The sequence below is a fragment of the Rhodovulum sp. HP10 genome, assembly GCF_047553435.1.
Lineage (GTDB): Bacteria > Pseudomonadota > Alphaproteobacteria > Rhodobacterales > Rhodobacteraceae > Rhodovulum.
Genome location: NZ_CP180201.1, coordinates 709,887 through 729,656 on the forward strand (window position 1 = coordinate 709,887; position 19,770 = coordinate 729,656).

Annotated in this window: 18 protein-coding genes; 11 read left to right on the forward strand and 7 right to left on the reverse strand. The window is 66.7% G+C overall.

Annotated features, from left to right (window positions below; translation table 11 throughout):
* Positions 1–81: 81 nt before the first annotated feature.
* On the reverse strand, positions 82–1,008 hold the full coding sequence (locus ACK8CO_RS03165; RefSeq protein WP_080615830.1) for a LysR family transcriptional regulator: 927 nt from the start codon (positions 1,006–1,008) through the stop codon (positions 82–84).
* A gap of 110 nt (positions 1,009–1,118) precedes the next feature.
* On the opposite strand from ACK8CO_RS03165, the gene ACK8CO_RS03170 reads away from it, so the two are divergent.
* The 8 genes from ACK8CO_RS03170 to rpe all read left to right on the forward strand — a co-directional run bounded on the left by ACK8CO_RS03170 (position 1,119) and on the right by rpe (position 10,601).
* Positions 1,119–2,126, forward strand: a complete 1,008-nt coding sequence (locus ACK8CO_RS03170) for a class 1 fructose-bisphosphatase (protein ID WP_080615829.1) — start codon at positions 1,119–1,121, stop codon at positions 2,124–2,126.
* 17 nt (positions 2,127–2,143) lie between these two features.
* The gene (locus tag ACK8CO_RS03175; protein ID WP_080615828.1) at positions 2,144–3,016 is read left to right on the forward strand and encodes a phosphoribulokinase; all 873 of its coding nucleotides are present in this window, start codon (positions 2,144–2,146) and stop codon (positions 3,014–3,016) included.
* 10 nt (positions 3,017–3,026) lie between these two features.
* The gene (gene tkt / locus ACK8CO_RS03180; protein WP_414898142.1) at positions 3,027–5,018 is read left to right on the forward strand and encodes a transketolase; all 1,992 of its coding nucleotides are present in this window, start codon (positions 3,027–3,029) and stop codon (positions 5,016–5,018) included.
* Positions 5,019–5,035: 17 nt separating this feature from the next.
* Complete coding sequence (gene gap, locus ACK8CO_RS03185) at positions 5,036–6,037, forward strand: type I glyceraldehyde-3-phosphate dehydrogenase (RefSeq protein WP_080615826.1); 1,002 nt, start codon at positions 5,036–5,038, stop codon at positions 6,035–6,037.
* A complete protein-coding gene (locus ACK8CO_RS03190; protein WP_414898143.1) occupies positions 6,037–7,245 on the forward strand; it encodes a phosphoglycerate kinase in 1,209 nt (402 codons plus the stop codon). Before gap ends, ACK8CO_RS03190 begins: the two co-directional genes overlap by 1 nt.
* Before the next feature lie 13 nt (positions 7,246–7,258).
* Positions 7,259–8,323 carry a class II fructose-bisphosphate aldolase gene (gene fba, locus ACK8CO_RS03195; protein ID WP_414898144.1) on the forward strand — a complete coding sequence of 355 codons (1,065 nt, stop codon included), beginning with the start codon at positions 7,259–7,261 and terminating at the stop codon, positions 8,321–8,323.
* A 110-nt stretch (positions 8,324–8,433) separates the two neighbouring features.
* A complete protein-coding gene (locus tag ACK8CO_RS03200; protein WP_414898145.1) occupies positions 8,434–9,822 on the forward strand; it encodes a ribulose-bisphosphate carboxylase in 1,389 nt (462 codons plus the stop codon).
* An 83-nt stretch (positions 9,823–9,905) separates the two neighbouring features.
* Positions 9,906–10,601, forward strand: a complete 696-nt coding sequence (gene rpe, locus ACK8CO_RS03205) for a ribulose-phosphate 3-epimerase (RefSeq protein WP_080615822.1) — start codon at positions 9,906–9,908, stop codon at positions 10,599–10,601.
* A gap of 128 nt (positions 10,602–10,729) precedes the next feature.
* Here the strand turns inward: rpe and ACK8CO_RS03210 are convergent, their stop codons facing one another.
* The gene (locus ACK8CO_RS03210; RefSeq protein WP_414898146.1) at positions 10,730–10,897 is read right to left on the reverse strand and encodes a transposase; all 168 of its coding nucleotides are present in this window, start codon (positions 10,895–10,897) and stop codon (positions 10,730–10,732) included.
* Positions 10,898–11,106: 209 nt separating this feature from the next.
* Here ACK8CO_RS03210 and ACK8CO_RS03215 point away from each other — a divergent pair, with 209 nt between their 5' ends.
* Genes ACK8CO_RS03215 through ACK8CO_RS03225 form a run of 3 tightly spaced genes read left to right on the forward strand, consistent with a single transcriptional unit; the run spans position 11,107 to position 13,021 of the window.
* Complete coding sequence (locus tag ACK8CO_RS03215) at positions 11,107–11,664, forward strand: thioredoxin family protein (protein WP_080615820.1); 558 nt, start codon at positions 11,107–11,109, stop codon at positions 11,662–11,664.
* Positions 11,661–12,323, forward strand: a complete 663-nt coding sequence (gph, locus tag ACK8CO_RS03220) for a phosphoglycolate phosphatase (protein WP_155773966.1) — start codon at positions 11,661–11,663, stop codon at positions 12,321–12,323. The genes ACK8CO_RS03215 and gph overlap by 4 nt, the downstream gene beginning before the upstream one ends.
* A complete protein-coding gene (locus ACK8CO_RS03225) occupies positions 12,320–13,021 on the forward strand; it encodes an HAD-IA family hydrolase (RefSeq protein WP_414898147.1) in 702 nt (233 codons plus the stop codon). Before gph ends, ACK8CO_RS03225 begins: the two co-directional genes overlap by 4 nt.
* A gap of 737 nt (positions 13,022–13,758) precedes the next feature.
* On the opposite strand, the gene ACK8CO_RS03230 is transcribed toward ACK8CO_RS03225, so the two are convergent.
* From ACK8CO_RS03230 to ACK8CO_RS03250, 5 genes are all read right to left on the reverse strand, one after another.
* Positions 13,759–14,028, reverse strand: coding sequence for a hypothetical protein (locus tag ACK8CO_RS03230; RefSeq protein ID WP_080615816.1), 270 nt, complete (start codon positions 14,026–14,028; stop codon positions 13,759–13,761).
* Positions 14,029–14,146: 118 nt separating this feature from the next.
* The gene (locus ACK8CO_RS03235; RefSeq protein ID WP_414898148.1) at positions 14,147–15,313 is read right to left on the reverse strand and encodes a M20 aminoacylase family protein; all 1,167 of its coding nucleotides are present in this window, start codon (positions 15,311–15,313) and stop codon (positions 14,147–14,149) included.
* A gap of 3 nt (positions 15,314–15,316) precedes the next feature.
* Positions 15,317–16,483, reverse strand: a complete 1,167-nt coding sequence (gene argE / locus ACK8CO_RS03240; RefSeq protein ID WP_414898149.1) for an acetylornithine deacetylase — start codon at positions 16,481–16,483, stop codon at positions 15,317–15,319.
* Between the two features lie 277 nt (positions 16,484–16,760).
* Positions 16,761–18,044: a DUF3422 family protein gene (locus ACK8CO_RS03245; protein ID WP_414898150.1), complete on the reverse strand. Its 1,284-nt coding sequence runs from the start codon at positions 18,042–18,044 to the stop codon at positions 16,761–16,763.
* A gap of 272 nt (positions 18,045–18,316) precedes the next feature.
* Complete coding sequence (locus ACK8CO_RS03250; RefSeq protein ID WP_080615812.1) at positions 18,317–19,762, reverse strand: NAD(P)(+) transhydrogenase (Re/Si-specific) subunit beta; 1,446 nt, start codon at positions 19,760–19,762, stop codon at positions 18,317–18,319.
* Positions 19,763–19,770: the final 8 nt, after the last annotated feature.

Here is a 19,770-nt window from a genome sequence, read left to right on the forward strand (position 1 = left end):
CTGCCGCCCCCAGTGGCCGCAGAAACCGCAGGCCCGCCATCCCGCGCGAATTTTCGACGAAAATTCGGGGCCGGAACCGGGCTATCGGGGCAGGAAGGCCCCCTGCCGTCCCACGATATAGCCGTGGATCCGCCGACCGGCCGCGCTGAGCGCGGTGTCGCTGCGATGGACCAGGAACCATTGCCGCACCAAGGGCAACGAGGGCGCGTCGAGTTCGACCAGGCGCCCGTCGTTCAGTTCGCCGGCCACCGTATGGCGCGAGATCAGCGCGATCCCGAGCCCCGCCATCACCGCCTGCTTGATGGTTTCGTTGCTTTCCAGTTCGACCACCCGTTGCGGCCGCCCCTTGCCAAGCCGCTCGATCAAGCGCTCCATCAGAATCCGGGTGCCCGACTCGGGCTCCCGCGCGAGGAACGTCTCGGCCAGCACCCGCTCGGCCGCGATCCTCTCATGTCCGGCCAGAGGATGATCGGGCGGCGCGATCAGCACATGCGGATGCGGGCCAAGCACCGTCGCATGAACCGCGGGCAGCCGGGGCGGCCGCCCCATGATCGCGATATCGACGCTCGCCGCCTGCAAGGCCGTCACCACCATCTCGCGCGAGCCCACGCGCAGGATCACGTCGATCTCGGCAAAGGCGCGGTGCAGTTCGGCCACCAGGCGCGGCGCGAAATACTTGGCGGTGGCGACCACGCCCAGCGTGACCATCCCCTCCATCCCGTCATTGAGCGCGCGGACATGATCGACGCAGGCCTCGAGCGCGGTCTCGATGGCGCGCGCCCCCACCAGGGCCGCCTCGCCCTGCAGCGTGAGGCGCGCCACCCCCTGCGGCCCGCGATCGACCAGCCGCGCACCGAAATTCTCTTCGAGCTGGCGCAGCTGGGTATGGACGGCCGGAGTCGTCAGGTGAATGGACTCGGCCGCCGCGGTCAACGTGCCGTGCTCGGCGACGGCGCGCAACGCCCTGAGTTGCTTGAAGGTTATGGCCTCGGGTCGGAGCGTCGACATTCGGTTTTCAAAAAAATCTAATACAGCTTCCGGGTTTTTAAATTCTCTACCATCCCGTCATCCTCTAGCAACCAATAACGACAAGTTGCCGCCAGATTCGGGAGAATTTTATGCAAACGGAAAATCCGATCAGGGATTTACAGCATATCCCCGCCGCGCTTCAGCCGATCATGACTGCACTTTGCGAGGTCGGCATCGATCTTTCGCGCGTGATCCAGCGCGGCCCGCTGGGCGGGGCGCTGGGGGCAGCCGTGGGCGAGAATACCGGCGGCGATACCCAGAAGGCGCTGGACCTGATGGCCGACGATGCCTTCTGCGAACGCCTCAGGACCGCCAATGTCCGCCACTACGCCTCGGAGGAACAGGACACGGTGGCGGTTCTCGACCCCGGGGGCGCCTATGCGCTGGCGATCGACCCGCTGGACGGCTCGTCGAATATCGACGTCAATGTCTCGATCGGCACGATCTTCTCGATCTTCGAGGCGGCCGAGGATCCCGATGCCAGCTTCCTGCGCCCGACCGACCAGCAGATCGGCGCGGGCTACATCATCTACGGGCCGCAGACGATGCTGGTCTGCACCTTCGGCCAAGGCACCCAGGAATATCTGCTGGACCCCGACAGCAAGCAGTTCGTGCTGGTGGCCGAGGCGATCAAGATCCCCGACACCTCGCGCGAATTCGCCATCAACGCCTCGAATTACCGCCACTGGTCGCGCCCGATCCGGGCCTATATCGACGACTGCCTGGCCGGCGAGGAAGGCCCGCGCGCCTCGAATTTCAACATGCGCTGGGTCGCCTCGCTGGTGGCCGAGACGCATCGGATCCTGACCCGGGGCGGCGTGTTCCTCTATCCCGGCGATGCCCGCAAGGGCTATGCCCGCGGCCGGCTCCGGATGGTCTATGAATGCGCCCCCATCGCCTTCGTGATCCAGCAGGCCGGGGGCCTTGCCACCGACGCCCAGGACCCGATCCTCGGCAAGACCGCCGAGAAGCTGCACGCCCGCACGCCGTTCGTCTTCGGCTCGACCGACAAGGTCAGCCGCATCGCCGCCTATCACGATCTGCCGGACGAAGAGGTCAACGCCCTGTTCGGCAACCGCGGCCTGTTCCGCGTCTGAGTTCCTGGAGGACTGTCATGAGCAAGAAGCACCCGATCATCTCCGTTACCGGCTCTTCCGGGGCGGGCACCTCGACGGTCAAGCATACCTTCGACCAGATCTTCCGCCGCGAGGGCGTGAACGCGGTCTCGATCGAGGGCGACGCCTTCCACCGCTTCAACCGCAAGGACATGAAGGCCGAGCTCGACCGTCACTATGCCGAGGGCGATGCGGGTTTCAGCCATTTCAGCTACGAGGCCAACGAGCTGAAGATCCTCGAAGAGGTGTTCCGCCAATATGGCGAGACCGGCACCGGGCGCAGCCGCCATTACGTGCACGATGCCGAAGAGGCCGAGAAGCGCGGCGTGGCGCCGGGCGAGTTCACCGACTGGGCGCCCTTCGCCGAGGGCTCGGACCTGCTGTTCTACGAGGGGCTGCACGGCTCGGTCGTCAATGACGAGGTCGACATCGCCCGGCATGCCGATCTCAAGATCGGCGTGGTGCCGGTGATCAACCTCGAATGGATCCAGAAGATCCACCGCGACAAGGAAAAGCGCGGCTACACCACCGAGGCGATCCGCGACGTGATCCTGCGCCGGATGTATGCCTATGTGCATTGCATCTGCCCGCAATTCACCGAGACCGACATCAACTTCCAGCGCGTGCCGGTGGTCGATACCTCGAACCCCTTCGTCGCCCGCTGGATCCCGACCCCGGACGAAAGCCTCGTCGTGATCCGCTTCCGCAATCCGCGCGGGATCGACTTTTCCTACCTGGTCTCGATGATCCACGGATCCTGGATGAGCCGGGCCAACTCGATCGTGATCCCGGGCGGCAAGCTCGATCTCGCGATGCAGCTTATCCTGACGCCGATGATCAATCGTCTCGTCTCCGAATCGAAACGCGCCTGAGGAGCCCAAAATGAACGCGCCCACCAAGATCGACACCAGCGCCGAAGCGCTGATGGCCACCGCGATCCGTGTCCTGACCATGGATGCGGTTCAGGCCGCCAATTCGGGCCATCCCGGCATGCCGATGGGCATGGCCGATGTGGCCGCGGTGCTGTTCAACCGGTTCATACAGATCGACCCGTCCTGCCCGAAATGGGCCGACCGGGACCGCTTCGTGCTGTCGGCCGGGCATGGCTCGATGCTGGTCTATTCGATCAACCACATGCTGGGCTATGCCGATATGGACATGGACCAGATCCGCAGCTTCCGGCAATGGGGCGCGCGCACGGCGGGGCATCCGGAATACGGCCATGCCGAGGGCATCGAGACCACGACCGGCCCGCTGGGCCAGGGCATCACCACCGCGGTCGGCATGGCGCTGGCCGAGCGGATGCACAATGCCCGCTTCGGCGACGATCTGGTCGATCACTACACCTATGTGATCGCGGGCGACGGCTGCCTGATGGAAGGCATCAGCCACGAGGCCATCGACATGGCCGGCCACTGGCAGCTCGGCCGGATGATCGTTCTGTGGGACGATAACAAGATCACCATCGACGGCTCGACCGAGCTGTCGACCTCGGTCGACCAGAAAGCGCGTTTCGCCGCCGCCGGCTGGCATGTGGCCGCGGTCGACGGCCATGACCGCGAGGCCGTCGCCGCCGCCATCGAGGCCGCGCGCAAGGACCCGCGCCCCTCGCTGATCGCCTGCCGGACCGTGATCGGCCAGGGCGCGCCCAACAAGGCCGGCAGCCACAAGGTCCATGGCGCGCCTCTGGGCGCCGACGAGATCGCCGCGACCCGCACGGCCCTTGGCTGGGCCCATGAGGCCTTCACCCTGCCGAAAGAGGTCTATGCCGCCTGGCATGCGGTTGCCGCGCGCGGCCGCGAGGCCCGCGAGGGCTGGGAAGCGCGTCTGCTCTGCGCCGAGCATGGCGGTGCCTTCGAGGCCTCGCTGGCCCGGCCCGACAAGGCCGCCATGGCCGAGGCCATCACGGCCTACAAGCAGCAGCTTTCGGCCGATGCGCCCAAGGTCGCGACCCGGAAGGCCTCGGAGATGGCGCTGGCCGTGGTCAATGCCACCCTGCCCAACGCCATCGGCGGCTCGGCCGACCTCACCGGCTCGAACCTGACCCTGACCAAGGGCATGTCGCCGGTGTCGAAGGACAATTACGGCGGCAATTACATCCATTACGGCATCCGCGAATTCGGCATGTCGGCGGCGATGAACGGCATCGCGCTGCATGGCGGCTTCTTCCCCTATGGCGGCACCTTCCTCGTCTTCGCCGATTATGCCCGCCCCGCGATCCGGCTCTCGGCGCTGATGGGGCTGCCGGTGGCCTATGTGATGACGCATGACTCGATCGGTCTTGGCGAGGACGGCCCGACCCACCAGCCGGTCGAGCATCTGGCCAGCCTCCGCGCCATGCCCAATCTCAACGTCTTCCGTCCCGCCGATGTGGTCGAGACCGCCGAGGCCTGGGAAATCGCCGCGACCTCGGAGAAGACCCCGAGCCTTCTGGCGCTGTCGCGGCAGGGCCTGCCCTGCCTGCGGACCGAGCACCGGGCCGAGAACCTGACGGCCAGGGGCGCCTATGTGCTGCGCGAACCCGAGGGCGGCCGCGACGTCACCCTGATCGCCACCGGCTCGGAAGTCGAGATCGCGATGAACGCGGCCGACGAGCTGGCGCGCCAGGACGTCAGGGCCGCCGTTGTCTCCGCCCCCTGTTTCGAGCTATTCGCAGCTCAGGACGACGCCTACCGGGCATCCGTCCTTGGCGACGCGCCCCGGGTCGGGGTCGAGGCCGCCGTGGAACAGGGCTGGGCGCCGCTTCTTGGCGCCAGATCCGCCTTCGTTGGCATGACCGGATTCGGCGCCTCGGCGCCGGCCGACGACCTTTACAAGCACTTCGGCATCACCGCCGAAGCCGTGGCCGCCGCCGCGAAGAAACTGATCAAGTAAGACAAGAAGGGTGGAAGATGACAGTCAAGGTAGCAATCAACGGCTTCGGCCGGATCGGGCGCAACGTCCTGCGGGCCATCATTGAATCGGGCCGCACCGATATCGAGGTCGTCGCGATCAACGATCTGGGTCCGGTCGAGACCAATGCCCATCTGATGCGCTACGACAGCGTTCACGGCCGCTTCCCCGGCACCGTGACCGTCGACGGCGATACCATCGATGTGGGCCGCGGCCCGATCAAGGTGACCGCGATCCGCGATCCGAAAGAGCTGCCCTGGGGCGATGTCGACGTCGCGCTGGAATGCACCGGCATCTTCACCGCCCGCGACAAGGCCGCGATCCATCTGGAGAACGGCTCGAAGCGGGTGCTGATCTCGGCGCCGGGCGCCGGGGCCGACAAGACCATCGTCTATGGCGTCAACCATGACGTGCTGACCAAGGACGACCTGGTGGTCTCGAACGCCTCCTGCACGACGAACTGCCTGTCGCCGGTCGCCAAGGCCCTGAACGATGCCATCGGCATCAAGCGCGGCTTCATGACCACGATCCACAGCTACACGGGCGACCAGCCGACGCTGGACACCATGCACAAGGATCTGTACCGCGCCCGCGCAGCGGCGATGTCGATGATCCCGACCTCGACCGGCGCCGCCAAGGCCGTGGGCCTGGTGCTGCCGGAGCTGAACGGCAAGCTCGACGGCGTCGCGATCCGCGTGCCGACCCCGAATGTCTCGGTCGTGGACCTGGTGTTCGAAGCCGGGCGTGACACCACCGTCGAGGAGGTCAACGCGGCCATCCGCGCGGCGGCCGACGGCCCGATGAAGGGCATTCTCGGCTACACCGACGAGAAACTGGTCTCGTCGGACTTCAACCACGACCAGCATTCCTCGGTCTTCCACATGGACCAGACCAAGGTGATGGACGGCAACATGGTCCGGATCCTGAGCTGGTATGACAACGAGTGGGGTTTCTCCAACCGCATGGCGGATACCGCCGTGGCGATGGGGGCGCTGATCTGATGGCGGGCCTGCCCCTGACATCGCTGGATGTTGCGGGCAGGCGCCTGGCAGTCCGGGCGGATCTGAACGTTCCGCTCGGGCCCGCCGGGGTCACCGACGCCACCCGCATCACCCGCTTTGCAAGCGGCATGAAACCGCTTCTGGCCCGGGGCGCGCGGCTGGTGGTCATGAGCCATCTGGGCCGTCCGGGGGGCGAGATGACCCCGGCGCTGACTCTCGAACGGGTGCAGGGCGCCTTGTCCGATGCCCTGGAGGCGCCGGTGCGCTTCATCGATACCTGTGCCGGGCCGATGGCCGAACGGCTCAGCCATGATCTGGCGCCGGGCGAGGTGCTTCTGTGCGAGAACCTGCGCTTCGAGCGCGGCGAGGAGCGCAACGACCCGCGGCTCGGGGCCGAACTGGCCCGGCTTGGCGACATCTATGTCAATGACGCCTTCTCCTGCTGCCACCGGCTGCATGCCTCGACCACGGCGGCGGTCGACGCGGCCGAACGGGTGGCGGCGGGGCCCCTGCTGCTCGAGGAGCTGGCCCAGCTCGAACGCGCGCTCGACACCCCGCCCTCGCCTTCAGTCGCGCTGATGGGCGGGCAATCGATGATCGAGCGGCTGGGGCTGATGAAGCGTCTCCTGCGCCGGGTCGACACCATCCTGCTGGGCGGCGGGCTGGCCAACAGCTTCCTCTTTGCCCGCGGCTACAGCATCGGGCGCTCGTTCTGCGAACCGGAACTGGCCGACGACATTCTCGAGATCGCCGCGCTGGCCGAGGTCGCGGGCTGCCGGATCGTGATGCCCCGGGATTTCGTCGTCGACGGGCTTCAGCATGCCGGCGGGCATGCCTATCCGGTGCCGCTGGGCGGCATCCGGCCGAACCGCCGGGTCTACGATCTGGGTCCCGACACGGTCGAGCTCTATCGCGGCCTCCTGCGCAAGGCCCGGACCATCGTCTGGAACGGCCCGCTGGGCATCTGCGAGACCCCGCCCTTCGACGCCGCGACCCGGGCGCTGGCCGAGACCGTGGCCGAACAGACCCGGGCCGGGCTGTGCGTCTCGGTGGCGGGCGGCGGCGATACGCTGGTCGCACTGAACCGCTCGGGCCATGCCCATGATTTCACCTATGTCTCCACCGCGGGTGGAGCATTTCTCGAATGGCTGGAAGGACGCCCGCTCCCCGGCCTCGAAGCTTTGGAACGCGCAGGACGCGCAGACTGACGGAGATTTAACGATGGCCCTTATCACCCTTCGCCAACTTCTGGACCATGCAGCCGAGCACGGCTACGGCGTGCCCGCCTTCAACATCAACAACATGGAACAGGGGCTGTCGATCATGGAGGCCGCCAAGGCCTGCGACGCGCCGGTCATCATCCAGGCCAGCCGCGGGGCCCGGCAATATGCCAATGACATCATGCTGGCCAAGATGATCGAGGCGCTGGCGGAGATCTATCCCGACATCCCGCTCTGCATGCATCAGGACCACGGCAACAACGAGGCGACCTGTCTCGGCGCCATCAAGCACGGCTTCACCTCGGTGATGATGGACGGCTCGCTGGAAGGCGACGGCAAGACGCCTGCCTCCTACGAGTACAATGTCGACATCACCCGGCGCGTGGCCGAAATGGCGCATTGGGTCGGCGCCTCGGTCGAGGGCGAGCTGGGCGTTCTGGGCAGCCTCGAGACCGGCAAGGGCGAGGCCGAGGACGGCCATGGCGCCGAGGGCGAGCTGTCGCGCGACCAGCTTCTGACCAATCCCGATCAGGCCGCCGATTTCGTCTCGAAGACCAAGGTCGACGCGCTGGCCATTGCCTGCGGCACCTCGCATGGCGCCTACAAGTTCACCCAGAAGCCCACCGGCGAGACGCTGGCGATGAGCGTGATCGAGAAGATCCACGCCAAGCTGCCCGACACGCATCTGGTGATGCATGGCTCGTCCTCGGTGCCGCAATACCTGCAGGATCTCATCAACGAGAATGGCGGCGCCATGCCCCAGACCTATGGCGTGCCGGTCGAGGAGATCGAGCGCGGCATCAAGATGGGCGTGCGCAAGGTCAATATCGACACCGATAACCGGATGGCGATGACCGGCACCTTCCGCCGCATCGCCAAGGAAAACCCGGCCGAATTCGACCCGCGGAAATTCCTCAAACCCGCCATGGCCGAGATGACCAAGCTCTGCAAGGACCGCTTCGAGCGCTTCGGCACCGCCGGCAATGCCTCGCGGATCAAGGTGATCCCGATGGCCGACATGGCCAGGCGCTATGCCGAGGGCAGCCTCGATCCGAAGACGAAATAACCCTCTGGTGCCCGGCCCTCGCGGGGGCCGGGCCCGCTCCGGAAACGCGCGCAACGTAGAACGAAGACCACCGGAACCCGGGGACAAGACGAACCGAAAGGCCATAGGAAATGGATCAGTCGAACCGATATGCCCGCCTCGACCTCGATGAGAAAGCACTCATCGCCGGCGGCCGTCACGTGCTTTGCGCCTACACGATGAAGCCCAAGGGGGACGGGGACTACCTGGCCACCGCGGCGCATTTCGCCGCCGAAAGCTCGACCGGCACCAATGTCGAGGTGCACACCACCGACGATTTCACCAAGGGCGTCGATGCGCTCGTCTACGAGATCGACCCCGGGAACGAGGTGATGAAGATCGCCTATCCGGTCGAGTTGTTTGACCGCAACATCATCGACGGCCGCGCCATGCTGGCCTCGTTCCTGACGCTGACGATCGGCAACAACCAGGGCATGGGCGACGTGGCGCATGCCAAGATGCGCGACTTCTATGTGCCGCCGGCCTATCTGCGGCTCTTCGACGGGCCCACGATGAACATCGCCGACATGTGGCGCGTGCTCGGCCGCAGCGTCACCGATGGCGGCATGGTGGTGGGCACCATCATCAAGCCGAAACTCGGCCTGCGTCCGCAGCCCTTCGCCGATGCCTGCTATGAATTCTGGCTGGGCGGGGACTTCATCAAGAACGATGAACCCCAGGGCAACCAGGTCTTCGCGCCGCTGAAAGAGACGATCCGCCTGGTCTCGGACGCCATGAAGCGCGCCCAGGACAAGACCGGCGAGGCCAAGCTGTTCTCGGCCAACATCACCGCCGACGACCATTACGAGATGCTGGCCCGCGGCGAGTATATCCTCGAGACCTTCGGCGAGAATGCCGATCACGTGGCCTTCCTCGTCGACGGCTACGTGGCAGGCCCCGCGGCCATCACCACTGCGCGCCGCGCCTTCCCGCACCAGTTCCTGCACTATCACCGTGCGGGCCACGGCGCCGTGACCTCGCCGGAATCGCAACGCGGCTATACCGCCTTCGTGCTGTCCAAGATGTCACGTCTGCAGGGCGCCTCGGGCATCCACACCGGCACGATGGGCTTTGGCAAGATGGAGGGCGATCCCTCCGACAGGATCATGGCCTTCATGCTGACCGAGGACGTGGCGGACGGCCCCTTCTACCGCCAGGACTGGCTGGGGATGAAGCCCACCACCCCGATCATCTCGGGCGGCATGAACGCGCTGCGCCTGCCGGGCTTCTTCGACAATCTGGGCCATTCCAACGTGATCCAGACCTCGGGCGGCGGCGCCTTCGGGCATCTCGACGGCGGCACCGCGGGCGCGATCTCGCTGCACCAGGCGCATGATGCCTGGAAGGCGGGCGTGAACCTCGTCGACTATGCCAAGGAGCACCGCGAACTGGCCCGCGCCTTCGAGAGCTTCCCCTTCGATGCCGACAAGCTCTTCCCGGGCTGGCGCGAGAAGCTGGGCGTGACCGAAGCCGCCGAGTGACCGAGCGGTGTAACGACCTGTGCGGCCCCGTCGCGGGGCCGCGCCTTCCCTGAAAATCCGGCCCTATCGGGAGGAACCCAAAGATGTTCGACCGTTCGATCAAGATCGCGCCCTCGATCCTGTCCGCCGATTTCGCGAATTTCGGTGCCGAGATCCGGGCGATTGAAGCGCAGGGCGCCGACTGGGTGCATGTCGACGTGATGGACGGGCATTTCGTCCCGAACCTGACCTTCGGCCCGCCCGCGGTGAAGGCCTTCCGCCCGCATGTGAAGACCTTCATGGACGTGCATCTGATGATCTCGCCGGTCGATGCCTATATCGAGGCCTATGCCGAGGCCGGCGCCGACATGATCACCGCCCATATCGAGGCGGGCCCGCATATCCACCGCACGCTGCAGGCGATCCGGGCGCAGGGCGTCAAGGCCGGCGTGGTGCTGAACCCCGCGACCCCTGCCGAAAGCGTCGAGCATATCCTCGATCTTTGCGACATGGTCCTGATCATGACCGTGAACCCGGGCTTCGGCGGGCAGAAATTCATCCCCTCCTGTATCGACAAGATCCGCCGCGTCCGCGCGATGATCGGCGACCGGCCGGTCCATATCCAGATCGATGGCGGCGTCACCCCCGAGACCGCGCCGCTTGTCGTCGAGGCCGGCGCGAATGTGCTGGTCGCGGGCTCGGCCGTCTTCAAGGGCGGCTCGGTCGATGCGCCCGACGTCTACGGCCAGAACATCCGGGCGATCCGCGAGGCCGCCGAGGGCGCGCTGCAGGCGGCCTGACGCCAGAGACAATTCCGCCCGACCGCGGCCGCCCGATATGGCGGATGCACGCGGCAACGATCCGAGACCGGCGCAGGCACCGCGCCGGTCTTTGCTTGCCCCCGGATCCCGGACTGGCGCGATATTCATTATGCGGCTATCGCGGCCGCCAGATCGAGCCGCCAGCCTTTCAACTGCGACGGCGTCACGCCGAGTTCGCGCGCGACGGTGGTCTGGCTGACGCACGGCTCGGAAAGGCGCGCGACGGCCTGTTCCTTGAACTCGGCGGTGAAGTGACGGCGGGGCTGCCTGCTCATCCGGGGTCCCTCTCTCTGGGAGGACCTTAACTCCCAGTCCTGGATCCGGGGACAAGGTCAGCCCGGCGGAAGTCTCGGGAACCGGCCGCCGCATATCGCCTCTCTCCGCCCTGTTCCGCTCGGGCCGGGATGCGACAAAGCGGCTGGCACGCGCTTCGATCCGCGTTAATTTCTGCTCCGACAGACATGCTATCCGAAGGAGGTTCCCCATGGCCGTCTCTCCCCCGATCTGCGATTTCGGCTGGCAGGCCCCCGATTTCACCCTGCCCGGCACCGATGGCAAGCTGCATACCCTGTCGGATGTGCACGGGCCGATGGGCACGCTGATCATGTTCATCTGCAACCACTGCCCCTATGTCATCGCCGTGCGCGACCGCATCATCCGCGACGCCCGCGACCTGCAGGCCCAGGGCGTCGGCATCTGCGCGATCTGCTCGAACGATGCCGAAGCCTATCCCGAGGACAGCTTCGAGGGCATGAAGAAGGTGGCGGCGGAACTTGACCTTCCCTTCCCCTATCTCCATGACGAGGACCAGTCGGTCGCGCGTGCCTATAACGCCATCTGCACCCCGGATTTCTTCGGCTTCAACAGCCTGCTGGAGTTGCAGTATCGCGGTCGGCTGGATGCCTCGCGCAAGGAGGCCGGGCCTGCGGACCTGCGGCGCGATCTTTACGAGGCGATGCTACAGGTGGCCCATACCGGCCACGGACCGCACGAGCAGATCCCCTCGATGGGCTGCTCGATCAAATGGAAGGACGCCGCGTGAAGGCCATCATCTTCGACCTCGACGGAACGCTGATCGACAGCGCTCCGGACATCCATGCCGCCGTGAACAGGACGCTGGCCGGGCTCGGCCAGGAGGCGTTCGACCTCGACACCATCCGCGCCTTCATCGGCAACGGGGTCGAGGTACTGATGGAGCGTGTGATCAAGGCCCGCGGGCTTGAACCCGGCCAGCGCGACGCCCTGGTCGAGGCCTTCCTTGGCCATTACGCGGCAGACCCCGCGACGCTGACGACGCTTTATCCCGGCGTCGAGGACGCGCTGGAACAGTTCCGCGACGAAGGCTGGGCGATGGGCATCTGCACCAACAAGCCCGAGGCGCCCTCGCGCGCGATCCTGAAGACCTTCGGCATCGACGGCTTCTTCGGCGCCGTGGTCGGCGGCGATACGGTCGAGGTGAAGAAACCCGACCCGAAACCTCTTCGCGCGGTCTGCGAGCAGCTTGGCGCGACGCAGGCGGTCTTCGTCGGCGACAGCGAGATCGACGCGGCGACCGCACAGGCCACCGGCATGCGCTTTGCGCTCTTCACTGAGGGCTATCACCGCGCCGAGGATGTCGACGACATCCCGCAGGATGCGCGCTTTTCCGATTACGACGTGCTGGTCGCCATCGTGGCGCGGCTGGCCGACGAGCTGAGATGACCATCAGGGCCCTGATCTTCGATCTCGACGGCACGCTGGCCGAGACCGAGGAAACCCACCGTGCGGCGTTCAACGCAAGCTTCGCCGCGCGGGGGCTCGACTGGCACTGGTCGCGCGAGGACTATGCCGTTCTTCTGAAGATCGGCGGCGGCAAGGAACGGCTGCGCGCGTTTCAGGCGGGGCTGCCCGAGGCGGCCCGGCTGCCCGAGGCCGATCTGCTGCGGCTTCATGCCGAGAAGACAGAGGCCTATGGCCGGATGATCGCCGAGGGCGCGGTCGGGCTGCGCCCCGGGGTCGAGGATCTGATCCTGCATGCGCGCGAGGCCGACATGGCCATCGCCATGGCCACCACCACCACGCGGCCCAATGTCGAGATCCTCGTGCGCCGCTGCTGGCGCAAGCCGGCCGAGGGGGTCTTCGACGTGATCGCCGCAGGCGACGAGGTCGCGCGCAAGAAGCCCGATCCCGAGATCTACCGGCTGGCGCTCGAGCGGCTGGGCCTGCCGCCCCGCGAGTGCATGGCCTTCGAGGATTCCCATATCGGCCTGCAATCGGCGCGGGCCGCGGGGCTTGGCGTGGTCATCACGCCCAGCGCCTATACCGCTGACGACGACTTCACCGGCGCCGCCCATTGCGCGCCGACGCTCGAACAGCGGAACTGGCCATTGATCCTGAAGGCGATGCTCCTGAGCTGCTAGCCTGTACCGACCGCCGCCAGGTCGGAACAGTTTTGCCGAACGCCTTGCAGCAAACAGGCAGGACAGCATGCGCTGGACACATTAGGAATGGTCCGCTCTGGGCAGTATGCTCTCGGGCATCGGCACAATTGGTGTAGCCATCGGCACAATTTCTGGAGCCGTCGCGGTCATTTTTGTCGCATGGCTCGGCTCCAGAACGTTCGAAAGCTGGCGTGAACAGAAGATCTCTGAGCGCCAGATCGATCAGGCAGAGTGCCTATTGATCGCGACCTATGACGCCAGGCGAAGCCTGGGCGATCTGCGCCATGCCGCGGCGAACCTCTTCACGCCCGGATCCGCTCAGAGGGACTTGCACGACGGTGCAGAGGCCCTCACGTCAGAGGCCGCCAAGGCTCACAGATATTACGAGACACTCCGCGAAACCGCGTCTCTTTCCCGTCGGTCATTGGCGGACTGCATGCCGACCGCAAAAGCGCTGTTCGACGCCGACCTCGAACAAGCCCTCGGAGAGCTGATGAAACAGCTCGATATCGTGTTCCAGGACGTCAGGTCGCGGGACGAATTGTCCCCCCCGACAAGCGCCAAGCGACATGGAACAAACTCACTCCGGGCGGCCCATCTGAAAACCGCAACAAGATGGACGCCACCGTCGACGCACAAATCAATCGGATCGAAGACATCTGCCTTCCGCAGCTCAGAGCGGCAGGCAGAAAACCCTGCGATGACAGGCCTTCCGTCTAGCGCCAGGACAGCAGCCGGCCGCCGGTCCAGAGCCGCGTCTTCGAGCGGCGGCGGAAGACCAGGGGCAGGTGCAGCGCGCCCGAGAAGGGGGTCGGCCGCCTTGTCGTCAGCGCCGCCGTGACCGCGCCCCTCGACAGCATCGCCAGCCCGAAGAAATCGGAAAACGGGGTCGAGCCGTTCTCGGCCATGTTCCATTTGGTATCGGTCACGAGCCGGTCCGCCCGGATCAGGCTTTTCGGAAACCGCTCGTCATTCGCTCCGGTCATGGGGGTCCCCTCGCTGGCGCCTCTTTCCCAGCAGGCTATCCCCTGCCCCGGGATCGCGCCATAGGCCCAGACAGCGCAGGGCGATGTCGCGGCCCACGTCGGCCAAAGGGGCCCGCCCTCAGTCCGCAGGCAGACGATTCTCGACCAGTTCGACGAACCAGGACGCGCCGAAGGGAATGGCCCCGTCGTCGAATTCATAGGCCGGGTGATGCAGCGAGGCGGTGTCGCCATTGCCAAGGAAGATATAGGCGCCGGGCCGTTCGAGCAGCATATAGCTGAAATCCTCGCCCCCCATCAGCGGCGCGGTCGCCCTCTCGACCCGGTCCGAGATCTTTTCGGCCATCGCGGCCGCGAAATCGGTCTGTTCGGGGGCGTTGGCCGTGACCGGATAGTTGCGGCTATAGCGCAGCTCGGCGGTTGCGCCATAGGCCGCTGCCGTCGCCTCGGCCACCGCCGTCACGCGCGCCTCGGCCAGATCGCGCATGCCCTCTTCCAGCGTCCGGACCGTGCCTTTCAGAAGCACCGTCTGCGGGATCACGTTATAGGCCTCGGAATCGGTCCGGAAGCTGCAGACCGAGACCACGAGCTGTTTCAGCGGGTCGGCATTGCGCGCGGCGATGGATTGCAGCGCGACGACGATATGCGCAGCCACCAGCGTCGTGTCGATGCAGTCATGCGGCTTGGCGGCATGGCCGCCCCTGCCGGTGACGATGATGTCGAACTCGTCGGTCGCGGCCATGATCGGCCCTGGCCGGATCGCGAAGGCACCGACCGGGATGCCGGGCATGTTGTGCAAACCATAGACCTCATTGATGCCGAAGCGCGCCATCAGCCCGTCCCTGCACATTGCCAGACCGCCTGCGCCGCCCTCTTCGGCGGGCTGGAAGATCACCACCGCGCGGCCGTCGAAATTGCGGGTCTCGGCCAGGTATCTGGCAGCCCCCAGCAGCATCGCGGTATGGCCGTCATGGCCGCAGGCATGCATCCTGCCCGGCGTCTTCGAGGCATGGGGCAGCCCCGTCGCCTCGAGGATCGGCAGCGCATCCATGTCGGCGCGAAGCCCGATCACCCGCCCCTGCTCGTCCGACCGGCCCCTGATGACGCCCACGACGCCCGAGCGCCCGATGCCCTCGACCACCTCGTCGCAGCCGAATTCGCGCAGCTTCGCGGCGACCAGCGCCGAGGTCCGCGGCAGATCGTACATCAGTTCGGGATGCGCGTGGAGGTCGCGCCGCCAGGAGGCGATCTCGGGCTGCAGTTCGGCGAGGCGGTTCCTGACGGGCATGGGCTATTCCTGAAGATCGGCCAGCAGCCGCGCCATGAAGGCCTCGCCCTGCCGGAACTGCTCGAGCGTGATGTATTCGTCGGGCTGATGCGCCTGGGCGATGTCGCCGGGGCCGCAGACCACGGTCGAGAAGCCGCCCTCCTGGAACTGTCCGGCCTCGGTCGCATAGCTGACCACATGGGCGGCATTGTCGCCTGTCAGCCGCCGCGCCAGCGCCTCGGCCACGCCGTCCCGTTCGGGGGCGAGCGCAGGCACCGAGAAGGTTTCCTCGACCGTGATGCCCGCCGCGGGGCAGACGGCCTTCATGCCCGCCTCGACCCGCGCCACCTCGGCCATGAGCGCCGTGCGGCAGGCCTCGAGACTGTCCGAGGGCACACAGCGATAATCGAGCCCCATCCGGCAATCGGCGGCGGTGATGTTCTGCGCGGTGCCGCCCGCGATCTCGCCGACATGCAGGCTGGTCCAGGGCGGATCGAACAGCCCGTCATCGCCTTCGGGCGCGCGGACCCGGTTGCGGTCATTGGCCTCGTTCGCCCACTGGATCAGCCGCCCCGCCTCCATCACCGCAGAGACGCCGCGATGCTGCAGAGAGGAATGCACCTCATGGCCCTTCAGCCGGATCTCGAAGCCGATATTGCCCTTGTGGCCGGTCACCACCTGCATCATCGAGGGCTCGCCCACGATGACCGCCGCAGCCTTCGGGAAGCCCTCGCGCGCCATCTGCGCAATCAGCGGCGGCGCGCCGATGCAGCCCAGTTCCTCGTCATAGCTCAGCGCCAGTTGCAGCGGCCGCGCCGGCTGCACGCGCTGCGCCTCGACCATGGCCCAGATCGCCAGCGCATCGAAGCCCTTCATGTCGCAGGCGCCGCGCCCGTAAAGCCGCCCGCCGCGTTCGGTCAGCTCCCAGGGGTCCGAGCTCCAGTCCTGGCCGTCGACCGGCACCACATCGCTATGGCCCGACAGCATGACGCCGCCCGCGACCTGCGGGCCGGCATGGGCATAAAGACCGGCCTTCGAGCGCGCCGGGTTCCAGACCCGGCTGGCGGCGATCCCGGCCTCGGCCAGATAGCCCTCGACCCAGTCGACCAGCGCGAGATTGCCATCGCGGCTGACCGTCGGAAAGGAAACAAGCTTTTCAAATATTTGCCGGGGCGTCAGCGGGCTGGCCATGGGGATCTCCGGAAGGGCTTCCAGCCGAGACTGGGGGCCGCCCCTGACAAGGTCAAGCGCGAAGCTCGAAAGCCCGACCGAAACGGACGCGCGGAAGCGCCCGCAACAAGAGTCCGCAGCCGGAGCCAGAGACCGAATGCGCCGGGCGCCGGGCGCCGGGCCGCGGCGCATTGCCTGCCGCGATGGCACGGACGGACCGCCCGGTTCTGCGGCCTGTCCCGGCGCCCCGGAATGCCATGACAGGGTCGTGCGCGGGCCGCCCATCAGGGCGTGAGGCTCAATGATCCATGCCCTTGCGCAGCCGCCGGATCATCAGCCAGACCACCAGCACCACCACCGGCGTCACCACCGCCGTCGCCAGCGCTTTCGAAACCGCCAGCGCCTCGGCCCCGGGCGCGATCATGTAGGACACTAGGCTGACCGCATAATAGCTGATGGCCACCACCGACAGCCCCTCGACCGTGCGCTGCAGGCGCAACTGCAGATCGGCGCGCCGGTCCATGCTTTCCAGCAGCTTCTGGTTCTGGGCCGAGCGTTCCACATCGACCTGGGTCCGCAAGAGGTTGGCCGCGCGGACCGCGCGCCGGGTCATCGAATCGAGCTGCGCCTCGCTGGCTTTCACCGTCCGCATCGAGGGGTCGTAGCGGCGCATCATGAATTCCTGAAAGGTCTGGCGGTGCTGGAAGCGTTCCTCGCGCAGCACCTCGACCCGCTGATGCACCAGCGCCTCATAGGCCGTCGTCGCCGAAAACCGGAAGGCGGATTGCGCCAGCAGGCTTTCCAGCTCGGCCGAGACCGCCAGCAGGTTCCGCAGCGTCTCTTCGGGCTGGCGCTGTCCGCCGGTCATCTCGCCCACCAGCGCGCTCAGCTGCGGATCGAGCTCGGCGAGGCGGGCATTGACCTGCCGCGCCCGGGGCAGGCCCAGCATCGACATCGCCTTGTAGGTCTCGACCTCGGTCAGGCGCTGCACGATGCGGCCGATCCGGCGCTGACCGATCTCGGGCTGCACGAAGATCGCCATCCGCATGTGACCGCCGGTATCGATGCGGAAATCCGTCGCCATGACCGCCGCACCGTCGAGGATCGCCGCCGCCGAGAGGCTGTCGGGTACGAACCATTCGCCGATATGCGCGCCGATCTCCGTCCCGCCGTTGCGGATCTGCTCGATCCGGATCAGGGCCGAGGTCAGCCGCGCGCCCGGTGCGGCTTCGAGCCAGTCATCGGGAAACACCTCGAAGGCGGCCGGATCGAAGGGCTGGTCGGCGACGCCGGGGGTGAAGACGGTGTAGGTGGCGAATTCGGTATGGCTTTCCCATTTCAGCTTGTGCCGCCCCATCTGGCCGAAGAAATGGGTCTCGCCGGGCCTGGGATGCTGGGCCCCGAAGCGGTCGAGCAGGTCGATCACATGGGCGCGGTCGGCATCGCGGTCGCGGATCGCGGCATCGAGCGGCGGCTTGATCGCGAGAAAGGCGGCATGGCAGGGCGCCTGCAGCGACGGAAAGGGCCGCGTATGCAGCTCGTTGGTCAGCGCATAGCGCAGGGGATGGTCCTGGATCGGCATGGCGGCTGGCCTTCTGTTCGCGCGCGTTGCACCACCTCTAGCCAAGCCGCGCGATTTGTAAACGCGGCAGGGCGCGCCCCGGGGGCGCGCAGCCCCTGCGGGGCCGCGGGTATTTTTTCCAAGAAGAAGACGGCAGGGGCGGCTTTCTGCCCGGTCCTTCCCCCAAGGCGCGCGGCCCGGGCCCGTGCCGCCGCCGAAGGCAGGGGGCCCTCAGATGCAGAACGCCCCGCCGGTCGGGGCGGGGCGTTCCTGTTTCGCGATCCCGGGCGGGATCAGCGGATGATCGACAGCAGCTTGTCGAGGCTCTGCTTGGCATCGCCGTAGAACATCCGGGTGTTCTCCTTGTAGAAGAGCGGGTTCTCGATCCCCGAATAGCCGGTGCCCTGGCCGCGTTTCGATACGAAGACCTGCTTGGCTTTCCAGACTTCCAGAACCGGCATGCCGGCGATGGGCGAATTCGGGTCGTCCTGCGCCGCCGGATTCACGATGTCGTTCGAGCCGATGACGATGGCGACGTCGGTTTCGGGGAAATCCTCGTTGATCTCGTCCATCTCCATCACGATGTCATAGGGCACCTTGGCTTCGGCCAGGAGCACGTTCATGTGCCCCGGAAGACGGCCTGCCACCGGGTGGATGGCGAAGCGCACGGTCTTGCCCTGCTTTCTCAGATGCTCGGTCAGGACCGAGACCGAGTTCTGCGCCTGCGCGACCGCCATGCCGTAGCCCGGCACGATGATGACGCTGTCGGCATCCTCGAGCGCCGCGGCCACGCCATCGGCGTCGATTGCGATCATCTCGCCCTCGACCTCGGCCGCAGGACCGCCTGTGCCGCCGAAGCCGCCCAGGATCACGCTGACGAAATGCCGGTTCATCGCCTTGCACATGATGTAGCTGAGGATCGCCCCCGACGAGCCCACCAGCGCGCCGGTCACGATCAGGAGGTCATTGCCCAGCGTGAAGCCGATGGCGGCCGCAGCCCAGCCCGAATAGCTGTTCAGCATCGAGACCACGACCGGCATGTCGGCGCCGCCGATGCCCATGATCAGGTGCCAGCCGATGAAGCCCGCGAGGATCGCCATCAGGACCATGGTCCAGATGCCCGCGCCGGTGAAGTAGAGATAGCCCAGCGCGATCGACAGCAGGAGGGCTGCGAGGTTCAGCATATGGCCGCCCGGCAGCTTGTGCGGCTTGCCGTCGATCCGGCCCGCGAGCTTGCCGAAGGCCACGACCGAGCCGGTGAAGGTCACCGCCCCGATGAAGATGCCGAGGAAGACCTCGACCTTGAGGATCGAGATCTCGACCGGCGTCTTGTGCGCCAGCACCGAGGCAAAGCCCCGCAGCGCCTCGACGGCGGCGCCGTCATCGGCCGCCTTCAGCGCCAGCACATGGCTCAGCTCGAGCTGGGCGTTGAGCCCGATGAAGACCGCGGCGAGGCCGACGAAGCTGTGCAGCGCCGCCACCAGCTGCGGCATCTCGGTCATCTCGACCCGGCGCGCGACCTCGTAGCCGGCATAGCCGCCGATCAGGACGGCCGGGATCAGCAGCCAGTAATGGCCGATGCCGGGGCCGAAGACGGTGCCCAGCACCGCAAGCCCCATGCCGACGATGCCGTACCAGACGGCGCGCTTGGCCTTTTCCTGGTTCGACAGCCCGCCGAGCGCGAGGATGAAGAGAACGGCGGCGGCGATATAGGCCGCGGAAACGATACCGATGGACATATCCCCTG